The 26,354-nt window shown below is 58.6% G+C and carries 31 protein-coding genes and 1 tRNA gene; 25 read left to right on the top strand and 7 right to left on the bottom strand.

What is annotated here, in order from left to right; translation table 11 throughout:
* Positions 1-4: 4 nt before the first annotated feature.
* Both ED236_RS07470 and ED236_RS07465 read right to left on the bottom strand, forming a co-directional pair.
* The gene (locus ED236_RS07470; RefSeq protein ID WP_123237330.1) at positions 5-2,182 is read right to left on the bottom strand and encodes a xanthine dehydrogenase family protein molybdopterin-binding subunit; all 2,178 of its coding nucleotides are present in this window, start codon (positions 2,180-2,182) and stop codon (positions 5-7) included.
* Positions 2,183-2,193: 11 nt separating this feature from the next.
* Positions 2,194-2,652, bottom strand: a complete 459-nt coding sequence (locus ED236_RS07465) for a (2Fe-2S)-binding protein (RefSeq protein ID WP_123237329.1) — start codon at positions 2,650-2,652, stop codon at positions 2,194-2,196.
* A 164-nt stretch (positions 2,653-2,816) separates the two neighbouring features.
* Between ED236_RS07465 and ED236_RS07460 the strand changes: the two genes are divergently transcribed.
* The 12 genes from ED236_RS07460 to ED236_RS07405 all read left to right on the top strand — a co-directional run bounded on the left by ED236_RS07460 (position 2,817) and on the right by ED236_RS07405 (position 12,078).
* Positions 2,817-3,785 (top strand): LysR family transcriptional regulator, encoded by a 969-nt coding sequence (locus ED236_RS07460; protein WP_123237328.1) that lies wholly within the window; start codon positions 2,817-2,819, stop codon positions 3,783-3,785.
* Complete coding sequence (gene arfB, locus ED236_RS07455; RefSeq protein WP_123237327.1) at positions 3,772-4,197, top strand: alternative ribosome rescue aminoacyl-tRNA hydrolase ArfB; 426 nt, start codon at positions 3,772-3,774, stop codon at positions 4,195-4,197. Before ED236_RS07460 ends, arfB begins: the two co-directional genes overlap by 14 nt.
* Before the next feature lie 77 nt (positions 4,198-4,274).
* Positions 4,275-4,967, top strand: coding sequence for a tRNA (adenosine(37)-N6)-threonylcarbamoyltransferase complex dimerization subunit type 1 TsaB (gene tsaB, locus ED236_RS07450; protein WP_123237326.1), 693 nt, complete (start codon positions 4,275-4,277; stop codon positions 4,965-4,967).
* Positions 4,964-5,425, top strand: a complete 462-nt coding sequence (gene rimI / locus ED236_RS07445) for a ribosomal protein S18-alanine N-acetyltransferase (RefSeq protein ID WP_193726077.1) — start codon at positions 4,964-4,966, stop codon at positions 5,423-5,425. Before tsaB ends, rimI begins: the two co-directional genes overlap by 4 nt.
* 19 nt (positions 5,426-5,444) lie before the next feature.
* Positions 5,445-6,338 carry a uracil-DNA glycosylase gene (locus ED236_RS07440; protein WP_123237325.1) on the top strand — a complete coding sequence of 298 codons (894 nt, stop codon included), beginning with the start codon at positions 5,445-5,447 and terminating at the stop codon, positions 6,336-6,338.
* A 33-nt stretch (positions 6,339-6,371) separates the two neighbouring features.
* A complete protein-coding gene (locus tag ED236_RS07435; RefSeq protein ID WP_123237324.1) occupies positions 6,372-6,959 on the top strand; it encodes a LemA family protein in 588 nt (195 codons plus the stop codon).
* A gap of 12 nt (positions 6,960-6,971) precedes the next feature.
* A complete protein-coding gene (locus ED236_RS07430) occupies positions 6,972-7,841 on the top strand; it encodes a TPM domain-containing protein (RefSeq protein ID WP_123237323.1) in 870 nt (289 codons plus the stop codon).
* The gene (locus ED236_RS07425) at positions 7,798-8,346 is read left to right on the top strand and encodes a TPM domain-containing protein (RefSeq protein ID WP_240032070.1); all 549 of its coding nucleotides are present in this window, start codon (positions 7,798-7,800) and stop codon (positions 8,344-8,346) included. Before ED236_RS07430 ends, ED236_RS07425 begins: the two co-directional genes overlap by 44 nt.
* The gene (locus ED236_RS07420; protein ID WP_123237322.1) at positions 8,327-8,953 is read left to right on the top strand and encodes a hypothetical protein; all 627 of its coding nucleotides are present in this window, start codon (positions 8,327-8,329) and stop codon (positions 8,951-8,953) included. The genes ED236_RS07425 and ED236_RS07420 overlap by 20 nt, the downstream gene beginning before the upstream one ends.
* Before the next feature lie 144 nt (positions 8,954-9,097).
* Positions 9,098-10,831, top strand: a complete 1,734-nt coding sequence (locus tag ED236_RS07415) for a proline--tRNA ligase (protein WP_123237321.1) — start codon at positions 9,098-9,100, stop codon at positions 10,829-10,831.
* A gap of 29 nt (positions 10,832-10,860) precedes the next feature.
* Positions 10,861-11,412 carry a lytic transglycosylase domain-containing protein gene (locus ED236_RS07410; protein ID WP_123237451.1) on the top strand — a complete coding sequence of 184 codons (552 nt, stop codon included), beginning with the start codon at positions 10,861-10,863 and terminating at the stop codon, positions 11,410-11,412.
* A 162-nt stretch (positions 11,413-11,574) separates the two neighbouring features.
* Positions 11,575-12,078, top strand: a complete 504-nt coding sequence (locus ED236_RS07405; protein ID WP_123237320.1) for a DUF1097 domain-containing protein — start codon at positions 11,575-11,577, stop codon at positions 12,076-12,078.
* Between the two features lie 115 nt (positions 12,079-12,193).
* Here the strand turns inward: ED236_RS07405 and ED236_RS07400 are convergent, their stop codons facing one another.
* Entirely contained in the window at positions 12,194-13,093 is a 900-nt protein-coding gene (locus tag ED236_RS07400) for a hypothetical protein (protein ID WP_123237319.1), read from the bottom strand.
* Between the two features lie 62 nt (positions 13,094-13,155).
* Positions 13,156-14,184, bottom strand: coding sequence for a tRNA preQ1(34) S-adenosylmethionine ribosyltransferase-isomerase QueA (queA, locus tag ED236_RS07395; protein WP_123237318.1), 1,029 nt, complete (start codon positions 14,182-14,184; stop codon positions 13,156-13,158).
* A gap of 34 nt (positions 14,185-14,218) precedes the next feature.
* On the opposite strand from queA, the gene ED236_RS07390 reads away from it, so the two are divergent.
* The 7 genes from ED236_RS07390 to ED236_RS07365 all read left to right on the top strand — a co-directional run bounded on the left by ED236_RS07390 (position 14,219) and on the right by ED236_RS07365 (position 19,639).
* A tRNA-Leu gene (locus tag ED236_RS07390) sits at positions 14,219-14,303 on the top strand.
* A gap of 332 nt (positions 14,304-14,635) precedes the next feature.
* Positions 14,636-15,088, top strand: a complete 453-nt coding sequence (locus ED236_RS07385; RefSeq protein WP_123237317.1) for a DUF2244 domain-containing protein — start codon at positions 14,636-14,638, stop codon at positions 15,086-15,088.
* Positions 15,089-15,115: 27 nt separating this feature from the next.
* Positions 15,116-16,279: a cytochrome c oxidase subunit II gene (gene coxB / locus ED236_RS07380; protein WP_123237450.1), complete on the top strand. Its 1,164-nt coding sequence runs from the start codon at positions 15,116-15,118 to the stop codon at positions 16,277-16,279.
* 31 nt (positions 16,280-16,310) lie between these two features.
* Positions 16,311-17,903, top strand: coding sequence for a cytochrome c oxidase subunit I (ctaD, locus tag ED236_RS07375; RefSeq protein ID WP_123237316.1), 1,593 nt, complete (start codon positions 16,311-16,313; stop codon positions 17,901-17,903).
* Between the two features lie 95 nt (positions 17,904-17,998).
* Positions 17,999-18,124 carry a hypothetical protein gene (locus tag ED236_RS12740; protein ID WP_275669227.1) on the top strand — a complete coding sequence of 42 codons (126 nt, stop codon included), beginning with the start codon at positions 17,999-18,001 and terminating at the stop codon, positions 18,122-18,124.
* On the top strand, positions 18,112-18,669 hold the full coding sequence (locus tag ED236_RS07370) for a cytochrome c oxidase assembly protein (protein ID WP_123237315.1): 558 nt from the start codon (positions 18,112-18,114) through the stop codon (positions 18,667-18,669). Before ED236_RS12740 ends, ED236_RS07370 begins: the two co-directional genes overlap by 13 nt.
* A 79-nt stretch (positions 18,670-18,748) precedes the next feature.
* Positions 18,749-19,639, top strand: a complete 891-nt coding sequence (locus ED236_RS07365) for a cytochrome c oxidase subunit 3 (protein WP_123237314.1) — start codon at positions 18,749-18,751, stop codon at positions 19,637-19,639.
* A 63-nt stretch (positions 19,640-19,702) separates the two neighbouring features.
* Here ED236_RS07365 and ED236_RS07360 read toward each other — a convergent pair whose 3' ends face one another.
* Positions 19,703-19,897, bottom strand: coding sequence for a twin transmembrane helix small protein (locus ED236_RS07360; RefSeq protein ID WP_123237313.1), 195 nt, complete (start codon positions 19,895-19,897; stop codon positions 19,703-19,705).
* Positions 19,898-20,024: 127 nt separating this feature from the next.
* On the opposite strand from ED236_RS07360, the gene ED236_RS07355 reads away from it, so the two are divergent.
* The 4 genes from ED236_RS07355 to cyoE are packed head-to-tail and all read left to right on the top strand — an operon-like array spanning position 20,025 to position 23,325.
* Entirely contained in the window at positions 20,025-20,795 is a 771-nt protein-coding gene (locus tag ED236_RS07355) for an SURF1 family protein (RefSeq protein WP_162299590.1), read from the top strand.
* 8 nt (positions 20,796-20,803) lie between these two features.
* Positions 20,804-21,364, top strand: a complete 561-nt coding sequence (locus tag ED236_RS07350; RefSeq protein WP_148042266.1) for an SCO family protein — start codon at positions 20,804-20,806, stop codon at positions 21,362-21,364.
* A 10-nt stretch (positions 21,365-21,374) separates the two neighbouring features.
* Positions 21,375-22,394 carry a COX15/CtaA family protein gene (locus ED236_RS07345; RefSeq protein ID WP_240032069.1) on the top strand — a complete coding sequence of 340 codons (1,020 nt, stop codon included), beginning with the start codon at positions 21,375-21,377 and terminating at the stop codon, positions 22,392-22,394.
* A gap of 13 nt (positions 22,395-22,407) precedes the next feature.
* Positions 22,408-23,325, top strand: a complete 918-nt coding sequence (gene cyoE / locus ED236_RS07340) for a heme o synthase (RefSeq protein WP_123237309.1) — start codon at positions 22,408-22,410, stop codon at positions 23,323-23,325.
* Here the strand turns inward: cyoE and ED236_RS07335 are convergent.
* Complete coding sequence (locus ED236_RS07335; RefSeq protein WP_123237308.1) at positions 23,315-24,232, bottom strand: ChaN family lipoprotein; 918 nt, start codon at positions 24,230-24,232, stop codon at positions 23,315-23,317. The two genes, cyoE and ED236_RS07335, sit on opposite strands and share 11 nt — an antisense overlap.
* A gap of 290 nt (positions 24,233-24,522) precedes the next feature.
* Here ED236_RS07335 and ED236_RS12465 point away from each other — a divergent pair, with 290 nt between their 5' ends.
* Positions 24,523-24,699: a hypothetical protein gene (locus tag ED236_RS12465; protein ID WP_155522422.1), complete on the top strand. Its 177-nt coding sequence runs from the start codon at positions 24,523-24,525 to the stop codon at positions 24,697-24,699.
* A gap of 142 nt (positions 24,700-24,841) precedes the next feature.
* On the opposite strand, the gene ED236_RS07330 is transcribed toward ED236_RS12465, so the two are convergent.
* On the bottom strand, positions 24,842-25,420 hold the full coding sequence (locus ED236_RS07330; RefSeq protein ID WP_123237449.1) for a LexA family protein: 579 nt from the start codon (positions 25,418-25,420) through the stop codon (positions 24,842-24,844).
* Between the two features lie 120 nt (positions 25,421-25,540).
* Here ED236_RS07330 and ED236_RS07325 point away from each other — a divergent pair, with 120 nt between their 5' ends.
* Positions 25,541-26,323: a PD-(D/E)XK nuclease-like domain-containing protein gene (locus ED236_RS07325; RefSeq protein ID WP_123237307.1), complete on the top strand. Its 783-nt coding sequence runs from the start codon at positions 25,541-25,543 to the stop codon at positions 26,321-26,323.
* Positions 26,324-26,354 lie beyond the last annotated feature (31 nt).

Raw genomic sequence — 26,354 nt, 5'->3', positions numbered from 1 at the left:
GGACTCAGGCCTCGGCCAGTTGATTACCGATGGGCAGGCTGCGGATGCGTTTGCCGGTGGCAGCAAAGATGGCATTGGTCACAGCCGGGGCGATAGGCGGCACGCCCGGCTCACCGGCGCCGCCCATCTTGTCGGTACTGGGCACGATGTGCACTTCCACGACCGGCATCGCGCTCATGCGCAGCACCTGATAGTTGTGGAAGTTGGATTGCTCCACCTCGCCAGCCTTGAAGCTGATCTCGCTTTGCAGCGCTGCGCCCAGCCCGAAGGCGATGGAGGATTCCATCTGCGCCACCAGCGAATCCGGGTTGACCACCAGGCCACAGTCGATGGCGCACACCACGCGGTGTACTTTCACAGCGCCTTCCTCTATCGAGATCTCCGCCACTTGCGCGACATAGCTGCCGAACGACTCATGCACGGCGATGCCACGGAAGCGGCCCGCTGGCAATGTACTGCCCCAGCTGGCTTTTTCAGCCGCGAGGTTGAGCGCAGCCAAATGACGAGGATGGCCCTTGAGCAGGCTGCGGCGGTATTCCAGTGTGTCCTTGCCGCTGGCATGCGCGGCCTCGTCGATGAGGCTTTCCATCACGAACGCGGTGTGGCTGTGGCCGACCGAGCGCCACCACAATACGCGCACCACGGACTCGGTGGTGTGCAGCTCCACTTTGTGGTTGGGTATGTTCTTGAGGTAGACCGAATCGGCGATGCCCTCCACCGAGGTGGCATCCACGCCGTTCTTGATCATGAAGGCCTCGAACGGCGTGCCTTTCATGATGGATTGGCCCACGCAGCGGTGTTCCCAGGCGGCTGGCATGCCGTCTGCGCCTAGCGCGATGCGTGCCTTGTGCAAATACATGGGGCGGTAGAAGCCGCCTTTGACGTCATCTTCGCGGCTCCACACCGTCTTCACCGGCATGCCTGCCGCCTTGGCGACATGAGCAGCCTCGGTGACAAAATCTGCCGCCGGGTTGGCGCGGCGGCCGAAACCGCCACCCAGGAAGGGGGTGTGGATGGTGATCTGTTCGGCCTTGAGGCCGGTGACCTTGGCGACGGCGGCCTGGTCGTTACCAGGCATCTGCGTGCCGGTCCACACTTCACAGCTGTCATCCTTGATGTGGATGGCGCAATTGAGCGGTTCCATGGGCGAGTGCGCGAGGAAGGGCAGCTGGTATTCCGCTTCGATGAGCTTGCCGCCCGCAGCGAACGCTGCGGTATTGTCGCCTGCCTGGGCAGCGGTGAGGCCTTTCTTGGCGGCCAGTGCGCGGTATTCATCGAACAGGGTCTTGCTGTCCATGCTGGCAGCCTGGCCCAGGTCCCATTCCACCTTGAGCGCTTCGCGGCCTTGCTTGGCAGCCCAGTAATGGTCTGCAATCACGGCCACGCCAGTCGGCACTTGCACCACTTTATGCACGCCCTTGACTTTGAGTGCAGCGCTGTCGTCATAGGATTTGACCTGACCACCGAACACGGGCGAACGCGCCACCATGGCGGTCATCAGGCCTTCGAACTGCACGTCCATGCCGAACTTGGCCGTACCGTTGATCTTTTCCGGGCCGTCCAGGCGCTTGGTGGCCTTGCCGATGATCTTCCAGTCCTTGGGGTCTTTCAGCGTGACAGCGGTAGGGGTTTCCAGTTGGCTGGCAGCCTCGGCGAGTTCGCCGTAGGGGATGCGCTGATCGCCATGAATGACCATGCCCTTCTCGGTGGAAAGCGCTGCAACCGGGACGCCCAGCTGCTCTGCGGCCGCGCTGAGCAGCAGCGTGCGTGTCAGCGCGCCAGCCTGGCGGTAACGGTCGAATTCGGACCAGGTGGTGGACGAACCGCCGGTGATCTGCAGGCCGTAAGCGGTATGGATGTAGGCGGGGGCGGCAGGTGCATGTTCGACCTTGATGCTGTCCCAGTCGGCGTCCAGCTCTTCCGCGATCAGCATGGGCAGCGTGGTCCAGATACTCTGGCCCATTTCGCTGTGGGCCAGCAGCACGGTGATGCTGTTGTCGGTGCCTATGCGCAAGAAGGCGTTGGGTTCAGGCAGCTTGGCTGCACCTGCTACAGCCTCTTCTTTACCCGGCAATAAAAAGCGTTTGGCATGCGGGATGGTGAAGGCGATGACCAGACCACCGGCGATGAAGGCGGTGGCCTTGATGAACTGGCGTCTGGAGATATTCAATGGAGCGTTCATGGCGTTGTTCCTCAGGCCAGTTTGCTGGCAGCTTGGTGGATGGCGGCGCGGATACGCGGATAGGTACCACAGCGGCAGATGTTGCCGCTCATGGCCGCGTCGATGTCCGCATCACTGGGCTTGGGGTTGCTGGCCAGCAGGGCGGTGGCTGACATGATCTGGCCTGACTGGCAGTAACCACATTGCACCACGTCGATCTCGCTCCAGGCAGCTTGTACGGCCTGACCGACCTTGTCCTGGCTGATGTGCTCGATGGTGGTGATCTTTTTGCCGACCGCCACCGACGCTGGCGTGATGCAGGAGCGGATGGCCATGCCGTCCAGATGCACGGTACAGGCGCCGCATTGCGCCATGCCGCAGCCGAATTTGGTGCCGGTCAGTTGGGCGATATCGCGTATCGCCCACAGAATGGGCATGTCGTCGCTGATGTCGAGTTCTTGGTCAACGCCATTGATGTTCAAGGTGGTCATGCTGGATGCTCCCTAGGCAGGTGATGGGCAGGGTGTCATGGACACTGGCGATGCAGCGTACTGGACACAGGTGTTGCAGAATAATGCACTTGTGCATCATCACTGATTTACACGGGCTTGATAAGCTGTCCCCGATGCATTTTATTGCTGCATAATATGCATCAATGACCAAAACAAACCACCCGAATGAAGACCGGCTGACCGCGCTGGAAAGCTTTGTCGCCGTTGCGCAAAAGCGCAGCTTCGCGGCCGCCAGTCTGGATCTGGATATCAGTGCCTCGGCGCTCAGTCGCCGCATCTCGCGGCTGGAAGCCAGTCTGGGGACGCGCTTGTTCCAGCGCTCAACGCGGCATGTGTCGCTGACCGAGGCTGGCACACTTTACCTCAGTCATGTGACAGAAGCGTTGACGCACATGGGGCGGGCGCAGGCGGCCATTTCCGATTATGGCCACGAAGCGAATGGTCGATTACGCGTGGCGCTGCCCACCATGTTCGGGCAACTGCATGTGGCGCCCTTGCTGCCGACGTTCATGCGGCGCTACCCCAAGGTGATGCTGGAGTTGTCGCTGAGTGACTGGTACACCGACATCGTCGGCGAAGGCTATGACCTGGGCGTGCGCGTGGGGGCGCTGGAAAGCAGCGACCTGATAGGCCGCAAGCTGGCCTATAACCAGCGCATCCTGTGCTGTTCGCCAGACTATCTGCAACAGCATGGCGCACCGGCCAGCCTGACGGAATTGCGTCAGCACGCCAGCTTGCAGTTCAGCACCTTCAAGGCGCCCAATTACTGGCGTTTGAAGAGCGAGTCCGGTAGCAACCCGTTCAAGGTGACGCAGGTGGCCATCACGCCGGTGCTGCGCTCCGACAATGCCGAGACCTTGCGTCAGGCGGCACTGGGCGGTATGGGCATCAGCCTGATGGCGCGCTTCATCGTCGATGACGATCTCAAGGCCGGGCGCCTGGTGCGTATCCTGCCTGACATTAGCGGCGAAGACAGCTGGATCTGGGCGATCTACCCGAACACACCTTATGTGCCGCTCAAGGTGCGCGTGTTCATCGATTTCATGCTGGAACAGTTCGCGCAGCATAAAGCGTGGGGCAGTGAATGGAGCGCTGACCATGCGCCCGTCTGACACCTTGCACGGCGAACTGATCATTCCTGAAGGTGAGTACCAGCTTACCGCCATGCGCGCTCAGGGCGCGGGTGGGCAGAATGTGAACAAGGTTTCCAGTGCCATCCATCTGCGTTTCGATATCCCGGCGTCTTCGCTTTCTGAAACGCACAAGGCGCGTTTGCTGGCGCTGCGTGATGGGCGCATCACCGCCCAAGGCGTGCTGGTGATCAAGGCGCAGCAGCACCGCAGTCAGGAGCTCAACAAGGCCGATGCGATCACACGGTTGCACGCGCTGGTGGCCAGCGTGGCACGGCCACCAGCCATGCGACATGCCACACGGCCCACCTTTGGTTCGCGTGTACGCCGACGTCAGGACAAGACGATGCGTGCCCAGACCAAGGCAATGCGTGGCAAAATAGGCGTCGAATAAAGGCATGAAGCTGGCGATGCCAGCCCTCATGTTGCTGGCACGGCTTAACTACTCTCCAATTCTTACGGTTTTTTCACATGCGATTACTCGCGTTCGATACCTCGACGGAATACCTGTCGCTGGCCTTGTGGCTGGATGGCCGGGTGCTGGTTCGCGACCTGCACGCCGGTCAGACCCATTCCCAGCGTATCCTGCCCTTGGTGCGTGAACTGCTGGATGAAGCCAGCCTGCAACTTAAGCAGCTGGATGGCATCGCGTTCGGCGCCGGTCCCGGCTCCTTCACCGGTCTGCGCATCGCCTGCGGTGTGGCGCAGGGCCTGGCTTTTGGTGCCGGTCTGCCGGTGGTGGGCGTGAGTACCTTGCTGGCACTGGCGCAGGCCAGCAGTGCTGATCGTGTCATCGCTTGTCTGGATGCCCGCATGGGTGAGGTCTACCATGCCGCCTATGTGCGTGACGGTAATGACTGGCATGAGGTGCTTGCGCCCGGACTGTATGCACCCGAAGTGCTGCCCGCTGTGCCCGACGCTGACTGGGTGGGCGCAGGGAGTGGCTGGGACAGTTATGCGGATGCACTGCAAGGCGCTTATGCCACTCAGTTGAGTCAGGTGCTGCCAGGGCGTCACCCGTCGGCACAGGCCATCGCGGAGCTGGCTGCGCCGCAATTCGCCGCCGGGCAGGGCTTGCTGGCTGCGCAGGCCGCACCACTTTATATCCGCAACAAAGTGGCATTGAAGACCAGTGAGCGCCTGCAGGGCGGTCTGCCCAAATGACCGTGGTCACGCAACAACAGCTCAGTGTACGGCGCATGCAAGCCCGCGACCTCGCTGACGTGGTGCGTATCGAGGCCATGGTGCACGACTACCCGTGGACGCGTGGCAACTTTGCCGACTCCATGCAGGCCGGCCACGATTGCTGGATCTATGCAGAGCAGCACAACATCGTCGGCTATGCGGTGTTGATGATGGTGCTGGACGAAGCCCATCTGCTCAACATCAGCATCGCCAAAGAGTATCAGGCTGCCGGACGTGGTTACGCCTTGCTGCAGCATCTGATGCAGCTGGCCAAACAGGCGGGTGCTGCCAATATGTTTCTGGAAGTGCGTCAGTCCAACCTGCCTGCGATTCGTCTCTATGAACGCACCGGCTTCAACGAGATGGGCATACGCCGCAACTACTACCCGGCCACAACCGGCCGCGAAGACGCCATCCTGATGGGCATGGCCTTGTGATGGCGAGCGAGGATACCGCATGGCGCTGAGCCGCGAAGACATGCTGCGCGAGCTGGAGCTGCTGCCTATGTGGCAACTGCGTGCACCGCTGCCAGATGCCGTGACAGCACTGGCTGCCGGTCAGTCAGCCGGACCGGTCGTGGCTGAGCCGGTTGTGGCTGAGCCGGGCATCGAGAAAGACCAGACGCTTGTGCCAGCCCCTCAGCTTGATCAAACAAGTATTGATCAAGAAAGCGTGGAGCATCTGGTGCCAGTGCTGACGACGGTAGAGGATCATGCGTTGCCTGACATGAGCATCACCCTGGGTGAAGGCCGCCGCGACAGCATACAGCGCATGGATTGGCAGGATCTGCAGACCTGCGTCAGTGCCTGTGAAGCCTGTAACCTGAGTGGCACGCGTACGCAAACCGTGTTCGGCGTGGGCGACCCGCATGCTGACTGGCTCATCGTCGGCGAAGCGCCGGGTGCCGAGGAGGACCGCAAGGGCGAGCCTTTCGTCGGGCAGGCAGGCAAGTTGCTGGATAATATGCTGGCCGCGATCCAGCTCAAGCGCGGTGATAACGTCTACATCGCGAATGTGCTGAAATGCCGCCCGCCCCAAAACCGTGATCCGCATGGCGAAGAGGTGCTGCAGTGCGACCCCTTCCTCAAGCGTCAGGTGGAATTGATCCAGCCCAAGCTCATCCTCGCACTGGGCAAGTTCGCCGCCCAATCCCTGCTGGAGACGGATGCCACCATCGCCAGCCTGCGTGGCAAGCTGCATCGCTATCAGGGCGTGCCGGTGATCGTGACCTACCACCCCGCCTATCTGCTGCGCAACCTGCCGGACAAGGCCAAGGCCTGGCAGGACCTGTGTTTTGCGGTGCGCACCATGCAAGACTTGCAATCCGCTGCGGCCAGCCCCACCTTGTAGCCGTACATCTTCATTCATTAGCAGGAGATCTTCATGCGTAAATCCTTCTTTACCACACTGATGCTGGTGCTTGCACTCAGCCTCAGCAGTTGCGGTTACAACAACTTTCAGGTGCTGGACGAGCAGGTGAAAGCAGATTGGGCCGAAGTGCTCAATCAGTATCAGCGCCGTGCCGACCTGGTGCCTAACCTGGTCTCCACGGTCAAAGGCTATGCCGCACATGAGCAGGAAGTGCTGACAGCGGTGGCGGATGCACGTGCCAAGGTGGGCAGCATCCAGGCCACGCCTGAGCTGGTCAATGATGAAGCGGCGTTCGCCCGCTTCCAGGAAGCCCAGGGGCAGATGACCTCTGCCTTGTCCCGTTTGCTGGCCGTGGCGGAGAACTACCCGCAACTGAAGGCGGATGCTGGCTTCCGTGACCTGCAGGCCCAGCTGGAAGGTACCGAGAACCGTGTCACCGTGGCGCGTAACCGCTACATCCAGGCCGTGAAGGACTACAACGTGCTGGTGCGCTCGTTCCCGAGCAACCTGACCGCGATGATGTTCAGCTACACGCCCAAGCCTGGTTTTACGGTGGACAACGAACAGGCCTTGTCCAAGCCACCGCAAGTGAGTTTCTAAAGCGGGCTGGCGATGACAGTGACGTTCATCAAGCGCTGGCGTCGCGCTGGCTTGCTGGCCTTGTTCAGTCTGGGGCTACTCACCGGACTGGCCCAGACACATCCGCTTGCTGACGAGGTGGTGGTGCCAGCGTTGACGCAGCGCGTGACAGACCTGACCGCGACCTTGAGTCCGCAGGATCAGCAGGCGCTGGAGAACCAGCTGGCACAGGTGGAGCAGCAATATGGCAGCCAGATCGCCATCCTGCTGGTGCCCACCACCCAGCCGGAAGCCATCGAGCAGTTTTCCATCCGTGTGGTGGAAGCCTGGCAACTGGGGCGTCAGAAGGTGGACGACGGCATCCTGATCCTGCTGGCCAAGAATGATCGCAAGATGCGCATCGAGGTCGGCTATGGTCTTGAAGGCACCATCCCGGATGTGATCGCCAGGCGCATCATTGCAGAAACCATGGCGCCGCGTTTCCAGCAAGGCGATTTTGCTGGCGGGCTGGCCGCCGCCGTCGATCAGCTGGCGCGTCTGCTGGCTGGCGAGCAACTGCCTGCCCCCAAAGCTGGCAAGGCTAACCAAGGCTTGGGCGACGAGGCGAGCGAGAATCTGCTGCCTTTGTTGCTGTTCGGCGTAGTGGCCATAGGCGGTGCATTGCGTGCCATGCTGGGCAGTTTTCTGGGTGGCACGGTCACCGGCGGGTTGGTCGGCTTCGCCGTCTGGGTGCTGGGCGGCGGCGTGCTGCTGGCGCTGGTGTTAGGCGTGGTCGCGCTGGTGATGACCATGACCGGCATTTCCAGCATGCTGCCGATGTTGATGGGCGGCGGTGGCAGTGGTGGCGGGTTCCGCGGTGGTGGCGGTCGTTTTGGTGGCGGAGGTGCGTCTGGTGGCTGGTAAATCTGTATCAGGAGTGTGCCGCTTTGTGCGCCATGTGTTCAGCCTGCCCTGGCAAGCGCGGCGCTATTTTCCGCCTGCGGCCTTGCAGGCGATAGAAGCTGCCATTGCCGAAAGTGAAGCGACGCATCGGGGCGAGCTGCGCTTTGTGGTGGAAACAGCGCTGCATCCAGTGCAGTTGTGGCATGGCATCACGCCGCGTCAACGGGCCATCGCCTTGTTCTCCGAGCTGGGGGTGTGGGACACCGCCAGCAACAATGGGGTGCTGATCTATTTGTCGCTGGCCGATCATGATGTGGAGATCGTGGCGGATCGCGGCATCGATGCGCTGGTGGGTGCGGCAGGATGGGAAACCATCTGTCACCACATGGAACAGGCGTTCCGCGCAGGCCGCTTCAGTGACGGCGTCCTGGATGGCATCCAGCAGATCAGCGCACATCTGGCACAGCACTTCCCGGCACAAGGTGCCGTCCGTAACGAGCTGCCGGATGCGCCGCTGGTGCTCTAGTTTTATCTGTATCGCCAGCAGCGTGCTGGCAGTGGGCATGCCGCAGGCGCAGGCGGATCTCTCCGCGATGTCGCAGCTGCTCAAACAAACGCCGACCACAGCGGGCTTCGATATATGCCATGGCGGTGGTTGTGCCAAGGTGAGTCACGCCATGCTGACGGATGCCGAATGGCAGCTGGTGCTGGTGCAGTTCCAGCCGCGTGCCTATGATGCGCAAACCGAGCGTGCCCAGCTGGCTCAGGCGATCGCTGTGCTGGAGCTGGAAGTCGGTGCCAAGACCGGCACGGCGGGCGACCGTGGTGGCACCTTTGGTAACAGCGCTTACACTGGCCAGATGGATTGCAATGACGAGGCCACCAATACCACCACCTATCTCAAGCTGATGCAGAACGCCGGGCTGATGCGTTTCCACACCCTGCAGGATACCAGGACACGCGGTGTTTACCTCAACCGCTGGCCACACACCACAGCGATGATCCGCGAGCATGAGACGGGTCAGGAGTTTGCCGTGGATGCCTGGTTCTACGATAACGGCAACCCGCCGGTGATCCTGCCTTTGCAACAATGGAAGGCTGGCTGGATGCCTGCTGACAGCCCGGCGCAATAAGCCCGCCATGCCAGGTCGGCGCGCCGCTGACCAACTGCCAGAAATTCCACTGTTTCCAGTCGTTTGCGTGCGGCTTCACGTTTCCCTGTGCGGCGTTTCCCTATAAAATCCGCAGCTTGTCTCATTTTTGATTGTAGAAGATTCATGCGCGCCTCCCAGTTTTTCCTCGCCACACAAAAAGAAGCCCCCACCGAAGCCGAATTGATCAGCCACAAGCTTATGTTGCGGGCCGGCTTGATCAAGCGCCTGGGCTCGGGCCTGTACAGCTGGATGCCGCTCGGTCTGCGCGTGCTGCGCAAGGTGGAGGCCGTGGTGCGCGAGGAGATGAACAAGGCAGGCGCGCTGGAATTGCTGATGCCCGCCGTGCAGCCTAAAGAGTTGTGGGAAGAGACCGGCCGCTGGGCCGTGTTCGGCCCGCAGATGCTGAAGATACGCGACCGTCATGAGCGTGACTTCTGTTTCGGCCCTACCCACGAGGAGGTCATCACCGACATCGCGCGGCGCGAGATCAGGAGCTACAAGCAGCTGCCGCTGAATTTCTACCAGATACAGACCAAGTTCCGTGACGAGATACGCCCGCGTTTTGGCGTGATGCGGGCGCGCGAATTCATGATGAAGGATGCTTACTCCTTCCACACCAGTTTTGAATCCCTGGAGCAGACGTATGACGTCATGTATCAGGCTTATAGCAAGGTATTCACGCGTCTTGGCCTCAAGTTCCGTGCCGTGAAGGCAGATACCGGCGCGATCGGCGGAGACGGTTCGCATGAGTTCCACGTGCTGGCGGATTCTGGTGAAGATGCGCTGGCTTACTGCGAGCAATCTGATTACGCCGCCAACGTTGAGCTGGCCGAAGCCTTGCCACCCACGGCACCGCGTGCTGCCCCGGCTGAAGCGCTGCGCGAAGTGGAGACGCCCAGGCAGACCGCGTGTGAGGATGTGGCGGCTTTGCTGGGTATCCCCGTGCAGCGCACCGTCAAAGCGATCGCGCTGATGGCGCCGGATCAGGCTGGCACCTTGCAGTTCCATCTGCTGCTGTTGCGCGGTGACCATAGCCTGAACGAGATCAAGGTGGCCAAGCTGGCCGGCTTGGCGGATTTCCGTTTCGCCAGTGAAGACGAGATCCGTGCGCACTTGAATTGCCCGCCCGGCTTCATCGGTCCGGTAGCAGTGAGTGAGGAGGTCAAGGTGATCGCGGATGCCACGGTAGCGGCCATGAGCGATTTCGTGTGTGGCGCCAACAAGCCCAAGTTCCACCTGGCAGGTGTCAACTTCGGCCGTGATCTGCCCGAGCCTGTGATGGTGGCGGATATCCGTAACGTCATCGAGGGCGATACCAGCCCGGATGGCAAAGGCACCTTGTCACTGTGCCGTGGCGTTGAAGTGGGCCATATCTTCCAACTGCGCACCAAATACGCCAAGGCCATGAACGCGACCTATCTGGATGAGAACGGCCAGACCCAGGTGATGGAGATGGGCTGTTACGGCATCGGTGTGTCGCGCATCGTGGGTGCGGCCATCGAGCAGGGCAATGATGCACGCGGCATTGTGTTTCCAGCGGCGATGGCACCGTTCGAAGTGGCGATCGCCGCGATCGGCTTCGATCGTAGTGACATCGTCCGCGAAGCAGCGCTCAAACTGCATGATGAACTGCAGACGGCCGGTATCGATGTGCTGCTGGATGACAGAGGCGAGCGTCCGGGGGTGATGTTCGCAGATCTGGAATTGATCGGCATTCCGCACCGGGTGGTGATCGGCGACCGTGGTTTGCAGAACGGCGAAGTGGAATATCAGGCGCGCACGGATGCGGCAGCACAAGCCGTGGCGCTGACCGATATCGTCGGCCTGTTGCAGAAAGCGCTGTGCCGCTCAGCCTGAGCTTGCAGCCAGGTCTGGCCTGGTGCTTGATGGTGGGCCTGCTACTGACCACGTCGGCCTGGGCAGGCCGGCAGCTGGAAGAGCCGCTCTCCAACAGCGTGCGCACGCAGATGCAAAAATCCATCAGTGACAAGGCACCTGCGCTGGTGTCCGCCGACGCGCACTGGTTGGCGGACATGTCAGCCCGATTGCAGAAGCGCATGCCAGACCAGCCGTTACGCGAGGATTTTCTGCGCAGCGTGCATTACGAAGCCAGCCGTGCCGGGCTCGACCCCCAGTTGGTGCTGGCTTTGATCCAGGTGGAGAGCGCTTTCCGCAAATATGCGGTGTCTAGTGCCGGTGCGCGCGGGTTCATGCAAGTGATGCCGTTCTGGGTCAGCACCATAGGCACACCTGAACACAATCTGTTCCATCTGCGCCTCAATCTGCGTTATGGCTGCACCATCCTGCGCCATTATCTGGATATCGAAAAAGGCGATCTGTTCCGCGCGCTAGGCCGTTACAACGGCAGTCTGGGCAAGGCGGAATACCCTAATCTGGTGCTCGCTGCCTGGCGTCGCAACTGGACCTATCCTCAGTAAATCATCTGCCTGACCTGCATGCCCTGAAATGGTGCCCGTTTACATTTGTCTGGAATGTGGACTACTATGCATGCGCAGTCCGGGCATGACCGGCACCAAAACATAAATAAGCTGCGCTTTCCGGATTGTTGTTTCCATCAATCTATGTCGGGAGGAGTGTGTATGTCCAAGTTATTGGCATTAGCATTAAGTATTGCGGTATTGGGTGGTGTTTGGGCTTATCTGGCGCTGGGTCCATTGGCCGGGATGGTACTGGTCTGGGTCGGCTTCATTGCCTGGGGCTGTTACTTTGCTGCAGGGGCAGACGGTGCCGCACTGCAAAAGACCATCGCAAGCATGATCTATGGGGCTATCCTCGCCGGTATCGCACTGGCGCTGGTTGGCGCCAATCCACTGGGTATCGAGGGCCCGCTGGCGCCCGCGATCTATATCGCGGTCACGGTGTTCTTCCTGGTGATCATCGCCAGTGTGGACCTGCTGTCGGTGGTGCCTGCCAACGTCTATGGTTACGCGGCTACCGCGGGCTATGCGCTGCAAACCACCGGAGCCGGTAGCGTCACAGCCGCTGACATGTCCAACCCGGTGCTGCTGGTTGCGTTGTCGTCCATACTGGGCGCTATTTTTGGCATGATCTCGGGCAAGGTAGCCGCAGCCATCAGCAAATAAGCTGACGTTAACAAACTAAAACCGCCCTCGGGCGGTTTTTTTGCGTGCGCGATCCAAGGCTGTCAATCTGGCGGCTACGTCGGTCAAGAGGCGCGCACCCACTGCGATTTTCAGCTTACTGCGCTTTGTCGGAGATTTTGAAACCGTAATAAGTACCGAATTCGCCTTCTGATTCGTGGTAAACAAAGAACATGCCACGTGTGTAGCCCAGGCCGTTGTAATGGTTTTGGGCACGCAGTTTGATATTCTTGGGCAAGGCGCTTTTGCCAACGAACTTGCCTTCGATGTTATAGACCAGGATCGATCTGTGGTCTACATCCAGCAGGGCCAGCTCTTCGCCAGGAATGCCGGTGTAGGCGACGAAATGCTCACTGATGTCATCGGTCTTGGCGCCAGCGGCAGCCAGATCCAGCTTGATCTCACCGACCTTCTCACGTTTGTCCAGTTCGACCAGCCAGACCTCGTTCGAGCGCTCCTGCTTGGCCAGGTAGCGCTTGCTGACCGGGTCGTAGCTGGGCATGGTGGAGGCGCTGCCGAACGCTGGATTGAAACCATGGATGTCCGTGGTAGTGGGCAATAATTCGCCTGCATCATTGAATTGCAGCGCGAACACGCCAGTATTGGGGCTGAAGCCCGCCTGCGTAGAGACATTGTAGGTCACGGATTCGATACGGCGCGTGTCTTCATTAAAGTAGACCGCCCGGTGACTGATGCCGGTTTTGACGGACTGTTTATAGCGGCCTTCTTCGTCATAGATATGGGTCAGCGAGCGTGCCTGAGTGTTCTCGTAGTCACCCGGGATAGGCCCCAGGCCGCCATCCCCGACCACATACAGGCGGTGCTCGGGGAGATAAGCCACCGTCATGGGGCGCGAAGTCGGTTGCTGTGCGAGTGTGATCTTGAGCTGGGTCTGTGCTTCCGGCAACACGCCGGCAAAGGAGGCGTTGCTCAATGCAACTAAGCCTGTGAACAGCGCTGACAGGACGATGTGGCGAGGGCGAGCATAGGTAGGCATGACAGATTCCAGAAGTGAGTGGGTCAACGATAATCGCTTAGCATGGAGTGTGGTGCGTGACGCTAGTTCCCGCGCTCGATCAGCATGGCGTCACCATAGCTGAAAAAACGGTACTGCTGCGTGATCGCATGTTGATAGGCGTTCATGACGTGTTCGCGCCCTGCAAATGCAGATACCAGCATCATCAATGTGCTTTTGGGCAAGTGGAAGTTGGTGAGCAGGCGTTCTACCACCTGAAAGCGATAGCCCGGCGTGATGAAGATGTCGGTCTCACCTTCACCTGCGCACAGGATGCCGCCACGCGCTGCGCTCTCCAGTGCACGCAAGGCGGTGGTGCCCACCGCCGTGATGGTCCCGCCATGTTCGCGGGCATGCTGGATGGCGTCCACGGTAGTTTGCGGGATGCGATAGCGCTCGCTGTGCATCTTGTGTTCGGCGATGTCGTCCACACGCACAGGCTGGAACGTCCCGGCCCCTACGTGCAAGGTGACATAAGCAATGTCGATACCGGCTGCACGCAGTTGCTGCAGCATGGCTTCGTCAAAATGCAGCCCGGCAGTGGGTGCGGCCACGGCGCCCGGCTCGCGGGCGTAGACCGTCTGATAGCGTGTGTCGTCGTCGGCGTTGGGGTCGTGCGTGATGTAGGGCGGCAGGGGCAGATTGCCATGCTGTTCAAGCAGGTCCAGCACGGTCTGGCTGTGATCGAACCGTAACATGAACAGATCATGCTGACGTTCCAGCACCTCGACATCCAGCATGCTGGAAAGTTTGAGCCAGCTGCCCGGTTTGGGGCTGCGCGAGGCGCGTATATGGGCAAGCGCGCGCTGATCGTCGATGATGCGTTCGATCAGCACCTCCACCGCGCCGCCACTATCTTTCTGGCCATGCAGGCGAGCTTTGATGACGCGCGTGTCGTTGAAGATGAGCAGGTCGCCTGCGTTCAAGTGCACTGGTAGCTGCTGGAACCGGCTGTCTTCCAGGGCTCCGTCGCGGCCATTCAGCCGCAGCAGACGGCTGGCCGTACGCTGTTGTGCAGGAAACTGCGCAATCAGCGCGTCAGGCAGTACAAAATCAAAATCCTCGGTTCGCATATTCCACGGTACTTGCTATAATGCGCCCTCCCTAGCCGGGATGGCGGAATCGGTAGACGCAGCGGACTCAAAATCCGCCGCCGCAAGGTGTGGGGGTTCGAGTCCCCCTCCCGGCACCACTCACGCGGCAACCGCCGCGATTATAGCCAATCAATCTCCGATTGGCGGAATCTCCCCTCGTTTTTTAAGTATCTGCTTGCCCCTGCCATTTTTACTGGACTGCCCTGACAGCAAGGCAGGAAGCCACGCGACCACCAGACATCGCTTGAGTTCCCATTTTTTTTATGCTAGTTTCGAGCCTGTGTATCGATAAATAGAATTCGCGCTTATAGCAGCCCCATTCTTCCGATGTACGTCCCAAAAGCTTGTGTAGTTGAGTTGTCCCGATTCTTGTAGTTAAGCCGCCCGTTAAAGAGGTGGCTAGTGAGGAGAATGAGCGGTGGCACCATGCATGGCAGATTATCGTGTGATCGCACGGCCCAATTGTTCCCTGTCTCCCAGGGGCAGGGTCGCTGTTGTTGCGCTCATCGCATCCTTTTCCCTTCTTGTTGCAATCGGTTTCAGTTTGATCGGCGCCTGGCTAGTACTGCCTTTTGCCGGGCTCGAACTGCTGGCCCTGGCTTATGCTTTCTATCACATCCACTGTCATGCTGAGGATTACGAGAGCATCACCATCGCTGGCGACCATCTGGCTGTTGAAAAACGTGATTACAAAAACGTCAGCCAGATTGTATTTAATCGTTACTGGGCGCGCGTGACCTTGCGCGAGTTGCCTGGTGGCGAGCAGTGCTTGTTGCTTCGTTCGCATGGCAAGGAGGTGGAGTTCGGTCGTCGCTTTATGGACAACCAGCAGCGCATCGCCCTGGCCAGACAACTAAAACAACGCGTCGGAGTAGTTACTTAAAACCTGAGTTAGGGAGTGGGTATGGTGATGCAGTGGATCAAAAAAACCGGGATGTTTCTGGTGTTGGCATTCGCGTCTTTTGCTGTGAATGCAGAGTACGCCTGGAATTTCCCGAAACCGGTGACGCCGATGGCGCTCGACACCTTGCACGTTCACAACAAGTTCATGCTGATTACCATGATCCTGTTTGTGGTGGTGTTGGCCATCATGATTTATTCCATCGTCAATCACCGTAAAAGCCGCAACTATCAAGCGGCCACGTTCACGGGGCCCAGGACCCGTCCTCAGGTGCTGTGGACCCTGGTGCCATTCGCCATCCTGCTTTACATCGATTTCATCCTGATGGGCATTCCGGCCTACCACAGTGTGGTGATGATGGAAGACACCAAGAACAATGCGGACATGGTGATCAAGGTCAATGGCTCACAGTGGCGCTGGTCTTATGAATATATGGACGGGGATGCGCAAGGCATCAAGTTCGTCAGTAATCTGACCACGCCGCAGGAGCAGATCACCAACGAGGCAGAAAAAGGCGAGCATTATCTGCTGGAAGTGGATAACCCGCTGGTGCTGCCAGTGGACAAGAAGGTCCGCATCCTGTTGACTGCCAGTGACGTGATCCATAACTGGTGGGTGCCTGCCTTTGGTGCTTCACGTGATGCGATTCCCGGATTCCTGCGCGAGACCTGGGTCAAGGTGGAAGAAGAGGGCACTTACCGCGGGCAATGCAAGGAGCTTTGTGGCAAGGGGCATGGCTACATGCCCGTCGTGGTCAAGGCTGTTCCGCAGGAAGAGTTCGACGTGTGGGTGGCCGACCAGAAGCAACAGATGGCCGCCAATACGGCAGGTGCGGACAAAGAGTGGACCAAGGATGAGTTGATGGCCTTGGGTAAGGATGTCTACACCAAGAACTGTGCTGTTTGCCACCAGGTGAGTGGCGCAGGCTTGCCACCTGCTTTCCCTGCGCTGACTGGCAGCAAGCTCGTGGCAGAGCCCAACCTTGATTCCGATGGCAAGTTGCTCAAAGACAGCCATCTGGATCGTGTGCTGAACGGCAAGGGTGTGATGCCAGCCTGGAAAGCGACCCTGAGTGATTCCGATATTGCGGCCGTGGTCACCTATGAGCGCAATGCCTTGGGCAATGCGGTCGGGGATGTCCTGCAACCTGCTCAAGTCAAAGCTTTGCGTTAATCTCAAGTGGCTGTGGATTAAGGAGAATTAGATGAGTTACACGACAACTGCACATCACGATGCGCACGAGGATCATCCAAGCGGCATCATGCGCTGGCTGACCACCACCAACCACAAAGACATAGGCACCATGTACCTGATCTTTGCGCTGATCATGTTCATGGTAGGCGGCAGCATGATCATGCTGGTACGGGCCGAGTTGTTCCAGCCCGGCATGCAACTGGTGCAACCGGAGTTCTTCAATCAGCTGATCGGCGTGCATGCGCTGATCATGATCTTTATGGCACTGATGCCCGCTGCTACCGGGTTCGCCAACTGGATGCTGCCATTGCAGATAGGCGCGCCGGACATGGCCTTGCCGCGACTCAACAACTGGGGCTTCTGGCTACTGCCTCCTGCTGCCATCCTGTTGACCTTGCCCTATATCCTTGCGCTATTCGGCATCGGTGATGGCGCGATTGCAACTGGCTGGACGTTCTATGCACCACTTTCAGTGCAGGGTGGCATAGGCGTCGATTTCGCCATCTTCGCAGTGCACTTGTTGGGGATCTCCTCGGTGATGGGCTCCATCAACGTCATCGTCACCATCTTCAACATGCGCGCACCTGGCATGACCTTGATGAAGATGCCGATGTTCGCCTGGGGCTGGCTGATCACGGCCTTCCTGCTGATCGCCACTATCCCGGTATTGGCTGGCGCAGTCACCATGCTGCTCACTGATCGTCATTTCGGTACCCACTTCTTTGATGCTGCGGGCGGTGGTGATCCGATCATGTTCCAGCATCTGTTCTGGTTCTTTGGCCATCCTGAGGTGTATATCCTGTTGTTGCCGGTATGGGGGTTCATGCCACAGATCCTGCAGACCTTCGCCCGCAAACCCATGTATGGCTACAAGGTTCAGGTTTACTCGCTGTGGGCCATCGGTGCCTTGTCTGTCGTGGTCTGGGCGCATCACTTCTTCACGGTCGGCATGCCGGTGCCAGCCTTGCTCTATTTCATGTATAGCACCATGGCGATCTCCATTCCTCTGGCCGTGCTGTTCTACTGCTGGATCGCGACCATCTGGCGCGGTTCCATGTCCTTCGAGACGCCGATGCTGTTCGCAGTGGGCTGGATCATACTGTTCGGTATCGGTGGCCTGACCGGGCTGGTGCTGGCGGACGTGGCCGCCGATGCGCAATATCACCATACCTATTTCGTGGTGGCGCACTTCCATTACACGCTGTTCGCAGGCGGCATCATGGGCATCATGGCGGGCGTGTACTACTGGCTGCCCAAGATGACAGGCCACATGTATAACGAAAAGCTGGGCAAGCTGCACTTCTGGCTGACGGCGATCTCGTTCAACCTGACCTTCATCCCGCAGTTCTTCCTGGGTCTGGCTGGTATGCCACGCCGCATCCCCGACTACGCGCTGCAGTTCTCCGAGTTCAACATGATCTCGTCGATCGCTGCCTTTGTGCTCGGTGCCGCGCAGCTGCTGTTCGTTTACAACATCATCAGTTGTGCACGTGGTGGCAAGAAGGCAACCGATCAGGTATGGGAAGGCGCGCAGGGCCTGGAATGGACGCTGCCATCGCCACCGCCGTATCACAGCTTCACTGAGCAGCCCGTTGTGAAGTAAGAAAATCGAGCGAAATGAGCGAAGCAGCTTCATAAGCTAGGTAAACAAAGGAGCGGGCCCGGTCTCTTCCGGGTCTGCATCATAAGAGTGGTCAGATGAGCAGGGAAGACGAGCAATTGGAAGCACAACGACGCAAACGCAGTATCCGCTTGGGCCTGATCTTCGCGGCAGGGGTGCTGCTCTGGTATGCAGTGGCTATGGTGGTGATGTGGCAGCAGTAAACCAGACCTGGGCAGACAAGCGTCGCCAGGAGAACCGGCAGCTGGGCTTGAAGCTGCTGTGGATCGTGGCGGCCTCCATCCTGTTCGTGTTCTCGCTGGTGCCCTTGTATGACCTGCTTTGCAAGGTGACCGGCCTGAACGGGAAAACGGACGGTGTGGCGAGTCTGGAGAACGCCAGGGTCGACATGAGCCGCATGGTGAATGTGGAATTCACCAGCAGTGTAATGCCGGGATTGGGTTGGAATTTCTATCCCAAACAACCCAGCATCCAGGTGCGGCCAGGCCAGATCGAAACGGTATTGTTTGTGGCCAAGAACATCACCAATCAGGTCGTGGCAGGCCAAGCCGTACCGAGCGTGAGCCCGGGCAAGGCCTCGAGTTATTTCAAGAAGATCGAATGTTTCTGTTTTGAGCGGCAGGAATTGCAGCCGGGCGAGACCCGCGAAATGCCGTTACGGTTCTATGTCAGTCCGGACATGCCGGATGATGTGCGAGTGGTGACGCTGTCTTATGCGTTTTACAGCGCGATCGAGCCAGCGAAATAAGGGGAGTCCTGATGCCTGCGTTGCAGGCCGGGTGTAGAACAACAATAGCAGTATTCAGATAGTGCAGAGGAGTTTGTGCATGGCGACACAATCGCAAGGCCATTATTTCGTACCCAACCCCAGTCTATATCCGTTCATCCTGTCTGCAGGCTTGCTGGTGATGGCGGCCGGATTCATCTTCAGTGTGAACGAGTCTGTTCCAGGGCATTCGGCAGGCAGCTGGATGATGTTGGGTGGTCTGGGCGTCATCCTGGCGATGATCTTCCTGTGGTTGGGCAAGGTGATCGCTGAAAGCCAGGGAGGCCACTACAAAACCTGGGAAGACAAATCCTTCCGCTGGGGCATGATGGCGTTCATCGCCTCCGAGGTGGCCTTCTTTGCCGCATTCTTTGGCGCCTTGTTCTACATGCGCGTCATTTCGGTACCTGAACTGGCGGGCTTTGACCCTGAGTTCACTCCCTATAAGGACTTCCTCGGTGCCTGGCCTTCTGCAGGTCCTGGCGGGGTGGTGCTGGGCACTGAATACACGACCGCTCAGTTCACGCCCATGGGGGCTTGGGGTATTCCGGCCATCAACACCTTGATCCTGCTGACCTCAGGTGCCACGGTGACCTGGGCACACTGGGGCTTGCTCAAGAACAAGCGCTCGCAACTGGTGATGGGCTTGTTCCTGACCGTGGTGCTGGGCTTGCTGTTCATTGCGCTGCAAGCGTATGAATACCATCATGCTTACAACGAGCTGGGCTTGACCCTGCAGGCTGGCGCCTATGGCAGCACCTTCTTCATGCTGACCGGTTTCCATGGTTTTCATGTGACCTTGGGTACCATCATGCTGATCGTGATCTTGCTACGTTCGATGAAGGGACACTTCAGCCCTGAGCACCATTTCGGCTTCGAAGGTGTGGCCTGGTACTGGCACTTTGTGGATGTGGTCTGGCTGGGTCTGTTCGTGTTCGTGTATTGGCTGTAAAAGGGGCGAAGAGGGCGGTGCCGGTTGGCATCGTCCTTTTTGTGTACTGCCGGTGGGATTGGCCTAGTGGCCAATGACGCCGGTGTAGAACCCCAGCATCAGTAACAGAAACAAGGAGATGGATAAAGAGATGCGCACGGTCAATGCGCGCGCTGTCCTCTCACCTCCGCCTTTATCTTTAACCAGATAAAAAAGTGCAGAAAACAGGCTGCCGAGTATCAGCAGCAACATGACGACGATCGCAATCTTGATAAGCATCACTATCTCCCTGAGTGTGTTTTGATTATGCGGTGCAGGGTGATTAATTGCAATTTGCTGGCTGAGGTATTGTTTGCTCCGATATCAGTTTCGTCCGTCCTGGTTTAGCTTTTTTGTAGCACTGCTGGTGATTTCCGCTTGTATCAAGCTGGGTCATTGGCAGTATGACAAGGCCAGCCAGAAGCTGCAGCTGCAGGATCAACTGGATCAGGCCATGCAGGCTGCCCCTGTTGCATTGCCTCCCCAGCTGGACGATGTGCAAGCCTGGCGCTATCGCCAGGTCCATGTGTCTGGACAGTATCTGCCCGACTACCAGATACTCATCGACAATCAGGTGCACAATGAACGTGCGGGCTATCATGTGCTCACCCCGTTCATGATGCAGGGGACCGAGCAGGTGGTGCTGGTCAATCGTGGCTGGATCGCGGTGGGCAATGATAGGCGCTTGCCTGTGGTCAGCGTACCGCAAGGCGCGCAGCGCTTGCAGGGACAGGTCTCTATTCCTTCCAATAAATATTACACACTGGAAAGCCCGCAAGCAGAGGCTGGCTGGCAGCCTCTGTGGCAAAACCTCGATCTCGATAAATATGCGGCAGCCGTGCCGTTCAGTGTGCTACCTGTGGTGCTGCGTCTGAATCCAGACCCTGCCGAGCCCGAGCTGGTACGCGACTGGCCCAAGCCCGCCGAGCGCATCACCACCCACATTGGTTACGCCTATCAATGGTACGGCTTTGCCTTCACTGCCTTCGCTATTTTTCTGTATCTGGGCTTCCGGCGTAAAGATGTCGTCGGCGTGTCAGAGTATGCTGCGCCCGAGCAAGCGCAAGCCACCCCGTTGCATGGCCATCAGCCTGGCGCAAGTCCGTCCCAAGCAAAACCATCCGGAGTAAAGAAATGAGCTCAGTCATGACATCTGGTACACGCGGTCGTGGCATGTTGCTGCTGCTGTTCATATTCTTTGCCGCTCCCTTGTTACTGGTGTTGTTGATGCATCAGTACGATTGGCACCCTCAAGGCAGCAGCCGCGGCGAGATGCTCGCACCGCACCCGCTGTCGCTGCCCCCGGATCTGCAGAACACCAGTGGTGCGCCTGTCAGCAAAGCCATCTGGGATGCACGCTGGAGCATGGTGTTGGTGAGTACTGACTGTGCAGCAGACTGTCAGCAGCGCTTGCATCAGATGCGGCAGCTGCAAGTGTCGCTGGCCAAGGATGTAGAGCGTGTGCAACGTGTGCTAGTGGCTAGTCAGGCACCGGTCCAGGTTCTTTTGGCGCAGTATCCGGACCTGCACATCTTCCATCAGCCAGCCTCGGCCATCGCAGCACTGCAGCAGCAGTTCGTGCGTGGACCTGGCCTGTATCTGGTGGACCCGCTGGGCAATGTGATGATGTTTTACGCACCAGAGGTGCCAGCAGCGGATATACGCAAGGACATGACGCGCCTGCTGCGTTATGCCTGGGCAGGGTAAGGTAGTCTAGATGAGGTCGTCCATGAATGCACAAGGCTGGTTCGTCAGACTAAGCCTGCTGGCTACCATCCTCACTTTGTGTGTGGTGAGTCTGGGGGCCTATGTGCGCCTGTCCGATGCCGGGCTGGGCTGCCCGGATTGGCCCGGTTGTTATGGCAGTTTGACGGTGCCGCAAAGCGAAGCTGCGATCGCACATGCCCAGACGGCTTATCCAGACAGCCCATTGCATCACGGCAAAGCCTGGAAAGAGATGGCACACCGCTACCTGGCGGGTACCTTGGGCCTGTTGATCCTGGCCCTGTTCGTGCTGGGTTGGCGTGCGCGCCACACCTTGCTGGTGACGCCCTGGCTACCTGCTGCCTTGCTGGTGATGGTGACTTTTCAGGCCATGCTGGGTATGTGGACAGTGACCATGCTGCTCAAGCCTGCCATCGTAAGTGCGCACTTACTAGGGGGCATGACCACATTGGCCATGCTGACCTGGATCAGCCACCGCCATGTGCTTGGTCAACGCAGCCGGTTCGCCATGCCGATCCGTCAGCCCGGCCAGCGCTGGCTGATACGGCTGGCCCTGCTGGTGTTGTTCGCGCAGATATTCCTGGGTGGCTGGACCAGTACCAATTATGCGGCGCTGGCCTGCACCGATTTTCCTACCTGTCATGGCGCCTGGTTGCCGGAGGTGGATTTTGCCAACGCCTTCCATCTGACGCGTGAGCTGGGCCAGAGTGCAGACGGCGGCCAGTTGTCGCTGGCGGCGTTGACCGCAATCCAGTGGAGCCATCGTATCGGAGCCTTGTGCGTGTTTTTGTTGTTTGCCGGGCTGGCTTTGTACCTGCGTCCGTTTGCTGATTACCGTAGGCTTGCACTGGTGCTGGCGACGCTGCTGCTGTTGCAGATCGGCATCGGCATCGCCAATTTGCTATTACATCTTCCACTTGTGCTGGCAGTGGCGCACAATCTGGGAGCGGCCCTGTTGGTCATCTGCACAGTAGTCCTGAATTCTAAGATAACGGCGTTAAAAGCCGTATAAACGAGGAGAGGCAATGAGCATAACCACGAGCGCTGTCCCACAGCGCAAAAGCATCCAGCTATGGCAGAGTTTTCAGCACTTTTTCGCCCTCTGCAAACCGCGCGTCACATCGCTGATCGTCTTCACTGCCATGATAGGCATGTTCCTGGCCACGCCAGGCATGGTGCCTTTGGGGCTGCTGCTGGCAGCCAGCCTTGGTATCGCCATGGCGTCCGGTGCTGCGGCCGCATTCAACTGCCTGATCGAACAACAGATCGATGCGCGCATGGCACGCACCCGCGGTCGCCCTTTGCCGCAGGGCCAGGTGTCTTCACTGCAAACGGTCATCTTTGCCAGCGTAGTGGGCGGGCTGGGCTTGGCCATGCTGTATTTCTGGGTGAATCCGCTGACCATGTGGCTGACCTTGGCGACCTTTGTCGGTTATGCCGTGATCTACACCATCTTCCTCAAACCGGCCACACCGCTGAATATCGTCATCGGTGGAGCCTCGGGTGCCATGCCGCCCATCCTGGGTTGGGCGGCCGTCACCAATGTCGTCTCGCCTGAATCGCTGATCCTGTTCCTGATCATCTTTGCCTGGACGCCGCCACATTTCTGGGCACTGGCCTTATATCGCCGCGCTGAATATGCCAAGGTGGGCATGCCCATGTTGCCGGTCACGCATGGCGAAGAGTTCACGCGCCTGCATATCCTGCTTTACACCGTGATCTTGTTCGCGGTAGCACTGATGCCGTTCGGTCATGGCATGAGTGGCGTGATCTATCTGGTCGCCTCGCTGATCCTCAACGTCTGGTTCATGGCCTATGCGATTGCGCTGTACCGGCATTATTCCGATGGTCTGGCACAGCGCATGTTCCGCTTTTCCATCATCTACTTGAGCTTGTTGTTCGCGGCCTTGCTGGTGGATCACTACTGGTACTTCACCTGGTAGTTGTCGTGCTGGGCACCGGAGTCGCCGCCTTGTTGGCAGGCGGCGCAAACGCCAGACATGGATCGTCCCGTTTGATAGCCGGGACGATCCAGACGTAGTCGAACTGCCCGCGATACTGCTCCAGCGCGGGCGTTTTTCCGTCTTCCTCAATGAATCCTACCGATACGATGCTGGCCTCTGGCAGGTGCTGGCGTATCAGCGCAGGGACACCATAGTCATGGCGTACATGGCCATTGCCTGCAACCAGAATGGCTGGCTTGCCCTGGCTGTCGCGCAATGCGGAAAACATCGCGGCATCGCGCGCGTGTTGTGCCAAACGCATGCCATCCAGCATGCTGGCGGGCATATGGCCGCAGTGACTGCCTAGCAAGTCTTCATTCAGGCGTGACTGCACACTAGCATCGAGCGGTGCTAGCGCGATGAGCTGACTCAGTGCTTCAGGCAATGCACTGGCGCCGGTACGTACCGCATTGCGTGCAGTTTCGCGGCTGATGTTGCCACCGCTGAGCGGGACACCCGCTTCCAGCACGGCGGAGAATAACGGCGCATGCAAAGGCCAATCCCAGCCCTGAGCATCAAAGCCGGCCTGTTCCAGGCTGGCTTTCAGGTCGTCGCTCGCTTGAACCTGCTTGGCGAGTTCCAGGTGCTCTGCCACGACCCGCGCATGCGGGGTGTTGAGTGCGGCAATCAGTTCACCACGCTTGGCGTGGTGGTCCGTATTGTCATGCATCTCCCCCAGCAGCACGAATTGCGTGGTAGCCAGGCGTTCTATCAATTGTATACGGCTGACCGGCGCGCCGGTGCCAACATCGAAGATGTTCGGTTCAGCTGCCTGGGCCGCTAACGCCGGCGTGCCTAGCGTGAACAAGGCAAGCGATGCCAGAAAATTGGCAACCCGGCTAGGCATCGAGGCTTTGCCAAACTACAAAAGGAATGATGTGGGAGTTCATTTTTTCGGTCTTGTGGAAGATGGTCACCCTTGCAATGACAGGTCCGCAGTGTTGCAGGTTCACCGAGTGAAGTTGCTTATCTCGAATCGTCACTGAGCTGGTCTTAAAAACCTACACGATTTCCCTGCATTTTGATGCCGGGGAAATTAATTCACCTCAGCCAGCAAGTTCACCTGAACGCTGCTTGTAATGCCGAGTCCGAATGTGGGTAAACAATAGCCAGTATCAATAAGCGTAGAGGGAGATCATGACAACGACGAAAGCGGTAACGCCAGTTGCAACAACGCTGATGGAGTGCCACAGCCTTGAGGAACTGGTGCAGCACACCTGCTTCTGCAAATTACGCGAGTCCTGCCCGGATAAGCAGGCTGAGGAATGCATGCGGCATCGAAATATCTATGCCGAGTTCATGCGGTCTGCTTGAAACGGCAAAGAGCGGTGAGCGCGGGCTTGGGTCGGCTTACCCAGTTTGTTCAGCCAGGTGAGTAGCGGTGAAGTTGACTCGGCAAAGGCGGGCTCGGCATATAAATGCGCTGACTACCCGGGCTGATGAGTAAGGCGATGGCTTATTTATATTTGCGGAACTGGCCAACGACTACGCCGAAGATCTCCAGCTGACCTTGTGGCCGTATGGTGGCGTAGGCTTTATTGGCAGGGTAGAGCACGAAGTTGCTACCTTCCTTGCCCAGGGTCTTGAGGGTGAACTCGTTATCGACGATGGCGATCACCATGTCGCCCGGGTTGGCAAACGGGCGCTTTTCCACGATGACGATGTCATCCGGCAGGATGCCTGCGTCTATCATGGAGTCGCCCTTGACGGTGATCAGAACGGTTTTCGAGGGGCGTTCCACGAGGAATTCGTCGATGGTCAACGTGTCATGCTGGTCGCTCACGGCTTCGGAAGGCAGGCCGGCGCGCACTGAGTTTTCGGCGATGATGCGCTCGAAGAAGCGGCTGCCCGGTTTAAGACGTTTGTCCGGGGCGGAATCCAGGTAATGTTGCAGCTTGAAGCGCGCCACCAGCGCGGTCACCGCGTTTTTGGATTTGAACCCCAACAACTGCGCGATGGCTGCAAACGAGGGCAGCGTTCTGTGTTCCGCGTAGTAGTCCTGAAGCTGTGCCAGATAATCAACGTCGTTTCCCATGAGCATTACAATACTGTACGAACGTACATGCGTCAATAGGGGTAAGTTTGATGGTTGGAGTACCCCAAATCGGTAGGCGGGCAGCGTCATCGCAGCTGATAAGCGGGTTACCATGACAACATGAATCGTCAAGACAGCCTGTCTGCCAGCGGCCCCTACGATAGTGGCATCCACGACCTGAGTCTGGAACATTATCTGGCCGAACACCGCCACGTTTCCAGCTCCGGGCTGAAACAGATATTGCAGTCGCCGCTGCATCTGCAGCGCTATCTGCAACGTCAGCAGTTCTCCAGCCCCATCCTTGATTTTGGCACGGCGGTACACTGCGCTTTACTGGAGCCCGAGCGCTTCGAGCGCGAATACATCGCCTTGCCCGTGGCACATGTGGATATGCTGCATGCCGACGACCTGCGCCTGATCCAGCAAGAACCGCATCCTGTGCATTTCATCACCGAAGCGCAGATGAGCGCGGTGCAGGCGATCCGTCAACAGGTGGCAGCCCAGCCCGAAGTCGCCCATTGGTTGAACACAGGACAGGCCGAGCGTAGCCTGTTCTGGCGCGATCAACAAAGTGGGGTGCGCTGCAAGATACGACCGGATCTGTTGCTGTTGCCGCAGCTGATGCTGGAACTGAAAACTACCTTCGACGCCACGCTGGCGGTGTTTCAACGCACATGCCTGATGCAGCGCTACCACCTTAGTGCTGCCATGTACCGGCAAGGCGTGCAGCAGCTAACCGGCCAGCTGCCCCAGTACGTCTTTCTAGTGGTGTGTCGTCATTCGCCGTATGCCGTGCATACCTTTGCGCCCAGTGCCGAGATGCTGGGGGAAGGGGAGCGGTTGTTCCGTATGGCCTTGAACAAACTCAAAGCGGATAAAACAACAGCCGGATGTTACTTGTGAATGTGTTGTTGGTTTGCGAAACCAACGGGCA

The organism is Pseudomethylobacillus aquaticus (assembly GCF_003730115.1).
GTDB lineage: Bacteria > Pseudomonadota > Gammaproteobacteria > Burkholderiales > Methylophilaceae > Pseudomethylobacillus > Pseudomethylobacillus aquaticus.
This window is presented reverse-complemented; position numbering and strand designations above follow the sequence as displayed.

Coding starts and splice junctions, on each gene's coding strand:
- ED236_RS07470 (WP_123237330.1), bottom strand. CDS start 2,182: ATGAACGCTCCATTGAATATCTCCAGACGCCAGTTCATCAAGGCCACC.
- ED236_RS07465 (WP_123237329.1), bottom strand. CDS start 2,652: ATGACCACCTTGAACATCAATGGCGTTGACCAAGAACTCGACATCAGC.
- ED236_RS07460 (WP_123237328.1), top strand. CDS start 2,817: ATGACCAAAACAAACCACCCGAATGAAGACCGGCTGACCGCGCTGGAA.
- arfB (WP_123237327.1), top strand. CDS start 3,772: ATGCGCCCGTCTGACACCTTGCACGGCGAACTGATCATTCCTGAAGGT.
- tsaB (WP_123237326.1), top strand. CDS start 4,275: ATGCGATTACTCGCGTTCGATACCTCGACGGAATACCTGTCGCTGGCC.
- rimI (WP_193726077.1), top strand. CDS start 4,964: ATGACCGTGGTCACGCAACAACAGCTCAGTGTACGGCGCATGCAAGCC.
- ED236_RS07440 (WP_123237325.1), top strand. CDS start 5,445: ATGGCGCTGAGCCGCGAAGACATGCTGCGCGAGCTGGAGCTGCTGCCT.
- ED236_RS07435 (WP_123237324.1), top strand. CDS start 6,372: ATGCGTAAATCCTTCTTTACCACACTGATGCTGGTGCTTGCACTCAGC.
- ED236_RS07430 (WP_123237323.1), top strand. CDS start 6,972: ATGACAGTGACGTTCATCAAGCGCTGGCGTCGCGCTGGCTTGCTGGCC.
- ED236_RS07420 (WP_123237322.1), top strand. CDS start 8,327: ATGCGCCGCTGGTGCTCTAGTTTTATCTGTATCGCCAGCAGCGTGCTG.
- ED236_RS07415 (WP_123237321.1), top strand. CDS start 9,098: ATGCGCGCCTCCCAGTTTTTCCTCGCCACACAAAAAGAAGCCCCCACC.
- ED236_RS07410 (WP_123237451.1), top strand. CDS start 10,861: ATGGTGGGCCTGCTACTGACCACGTCGGCCTGGGCAGGCCGGCAGCTG.
- ED236_RS07405 (WP_123237320.1), top strand. CDS start 11,575: ATGTCCAAGTTATTGGCATTAGCATTAAGTATTGCGGTATTGGGTGGT.
- ED236_RS07400 (WP_123237319.1), bottom strand. CDS start 13,093: ATGCCTACCTATGCTCGCCCTCGCCACATCGTCCTGTCAGCGCTGTTC.
- queA (WP_123237318.1), bottom strand. CDS start 14,184: ATGCGAACCGAGGATTTTGATTTTGTACTGCCTGACGCGCTGATTGCG.
- ED236_RS07385 (WP_123237317.1), top strand. CDS start 14,636: ATGGCAGATTATCGTGTGATCGCACGGCCCAATTGTTCCCTGTCTCCC.
- coxB (WP_123237450.1), top strand. CDS start 15,116: ATGCAGTGGATCAAAAAAACCGGGATGTTTCTGGTGTTGGCATTCGCG.
- ctaD (WP_123237316.1), top strand. CDS start 16,311: ATGAGTTACACGACAACTGCACATCACGATGCGCACGAGGATCATCCA.
- ED236_RS12740 (WP_275669227.1), top strand. CDS start 17,999: ATGAGCAGGGAAGACGAGCAATTGGAAGCACAACGACGCAAACGCAGT.
- ED236_RS07365 (WP_123237314.1), top strand. CDS start 18,749: ATGGCGACACAATCGCAAGGCCATTATTTCGTACCCAACCCCAGTCTA.
- ED236_RS07360 (WP_123237313.1), bottom strand. CDS start 19,897: ATGCTTATCAAGATTGCGATCGTCGTCATGTTGCTGCTGATACTCGGC.
- ED236_RS07350 (WP_148042266.1), top strand. CDS start 20,804: ATGACATCTGGTACACGCGGTCGTGGCATGTTGCTGCTGCTGTTCATA.
- ED236_RS07345 (WP_240032069.1), top strand. CDS start 21,375: ATGAGGTCGTCCATGAATGCACAAGGCTGGTTCGTCAGACTAAGCCTG.
- cyoE (WP_123237309.1), top strand. CDS start 22,408: ATGAGCATAACCACGAGCGCTGTCCCACAGCGCAAAAGCATCCAGCTA.
- ED236_RS07335 (WP_123237308.1), bottom strand. CDS start 24,232: ATGCCTAGCCGGGTTGCCAATTTTCTGGCATCGCTTGCCTTGTTCACG.
- ED236_RS12465 (WP_155522422.1), top strand. CDS start 24,523: ATGACAACGACGAAAGCGGTAACGCCAGTTGCAACAACGCTGATGGAG.
- ED236_RS07330 (WP_123237449.1), bottom strand. CDS start 25,420: ATGGGAAACGACGTTGATTATCTGGCACAGCTTCAGGACTACTACGCG.
- ED236_RS07325 (WP_123237307.1), top strand. CDS start 25,541: ATGAATCGTCAAGACAGCCTGTCTGCCAGCGGCCCCTACGATAGTGGC.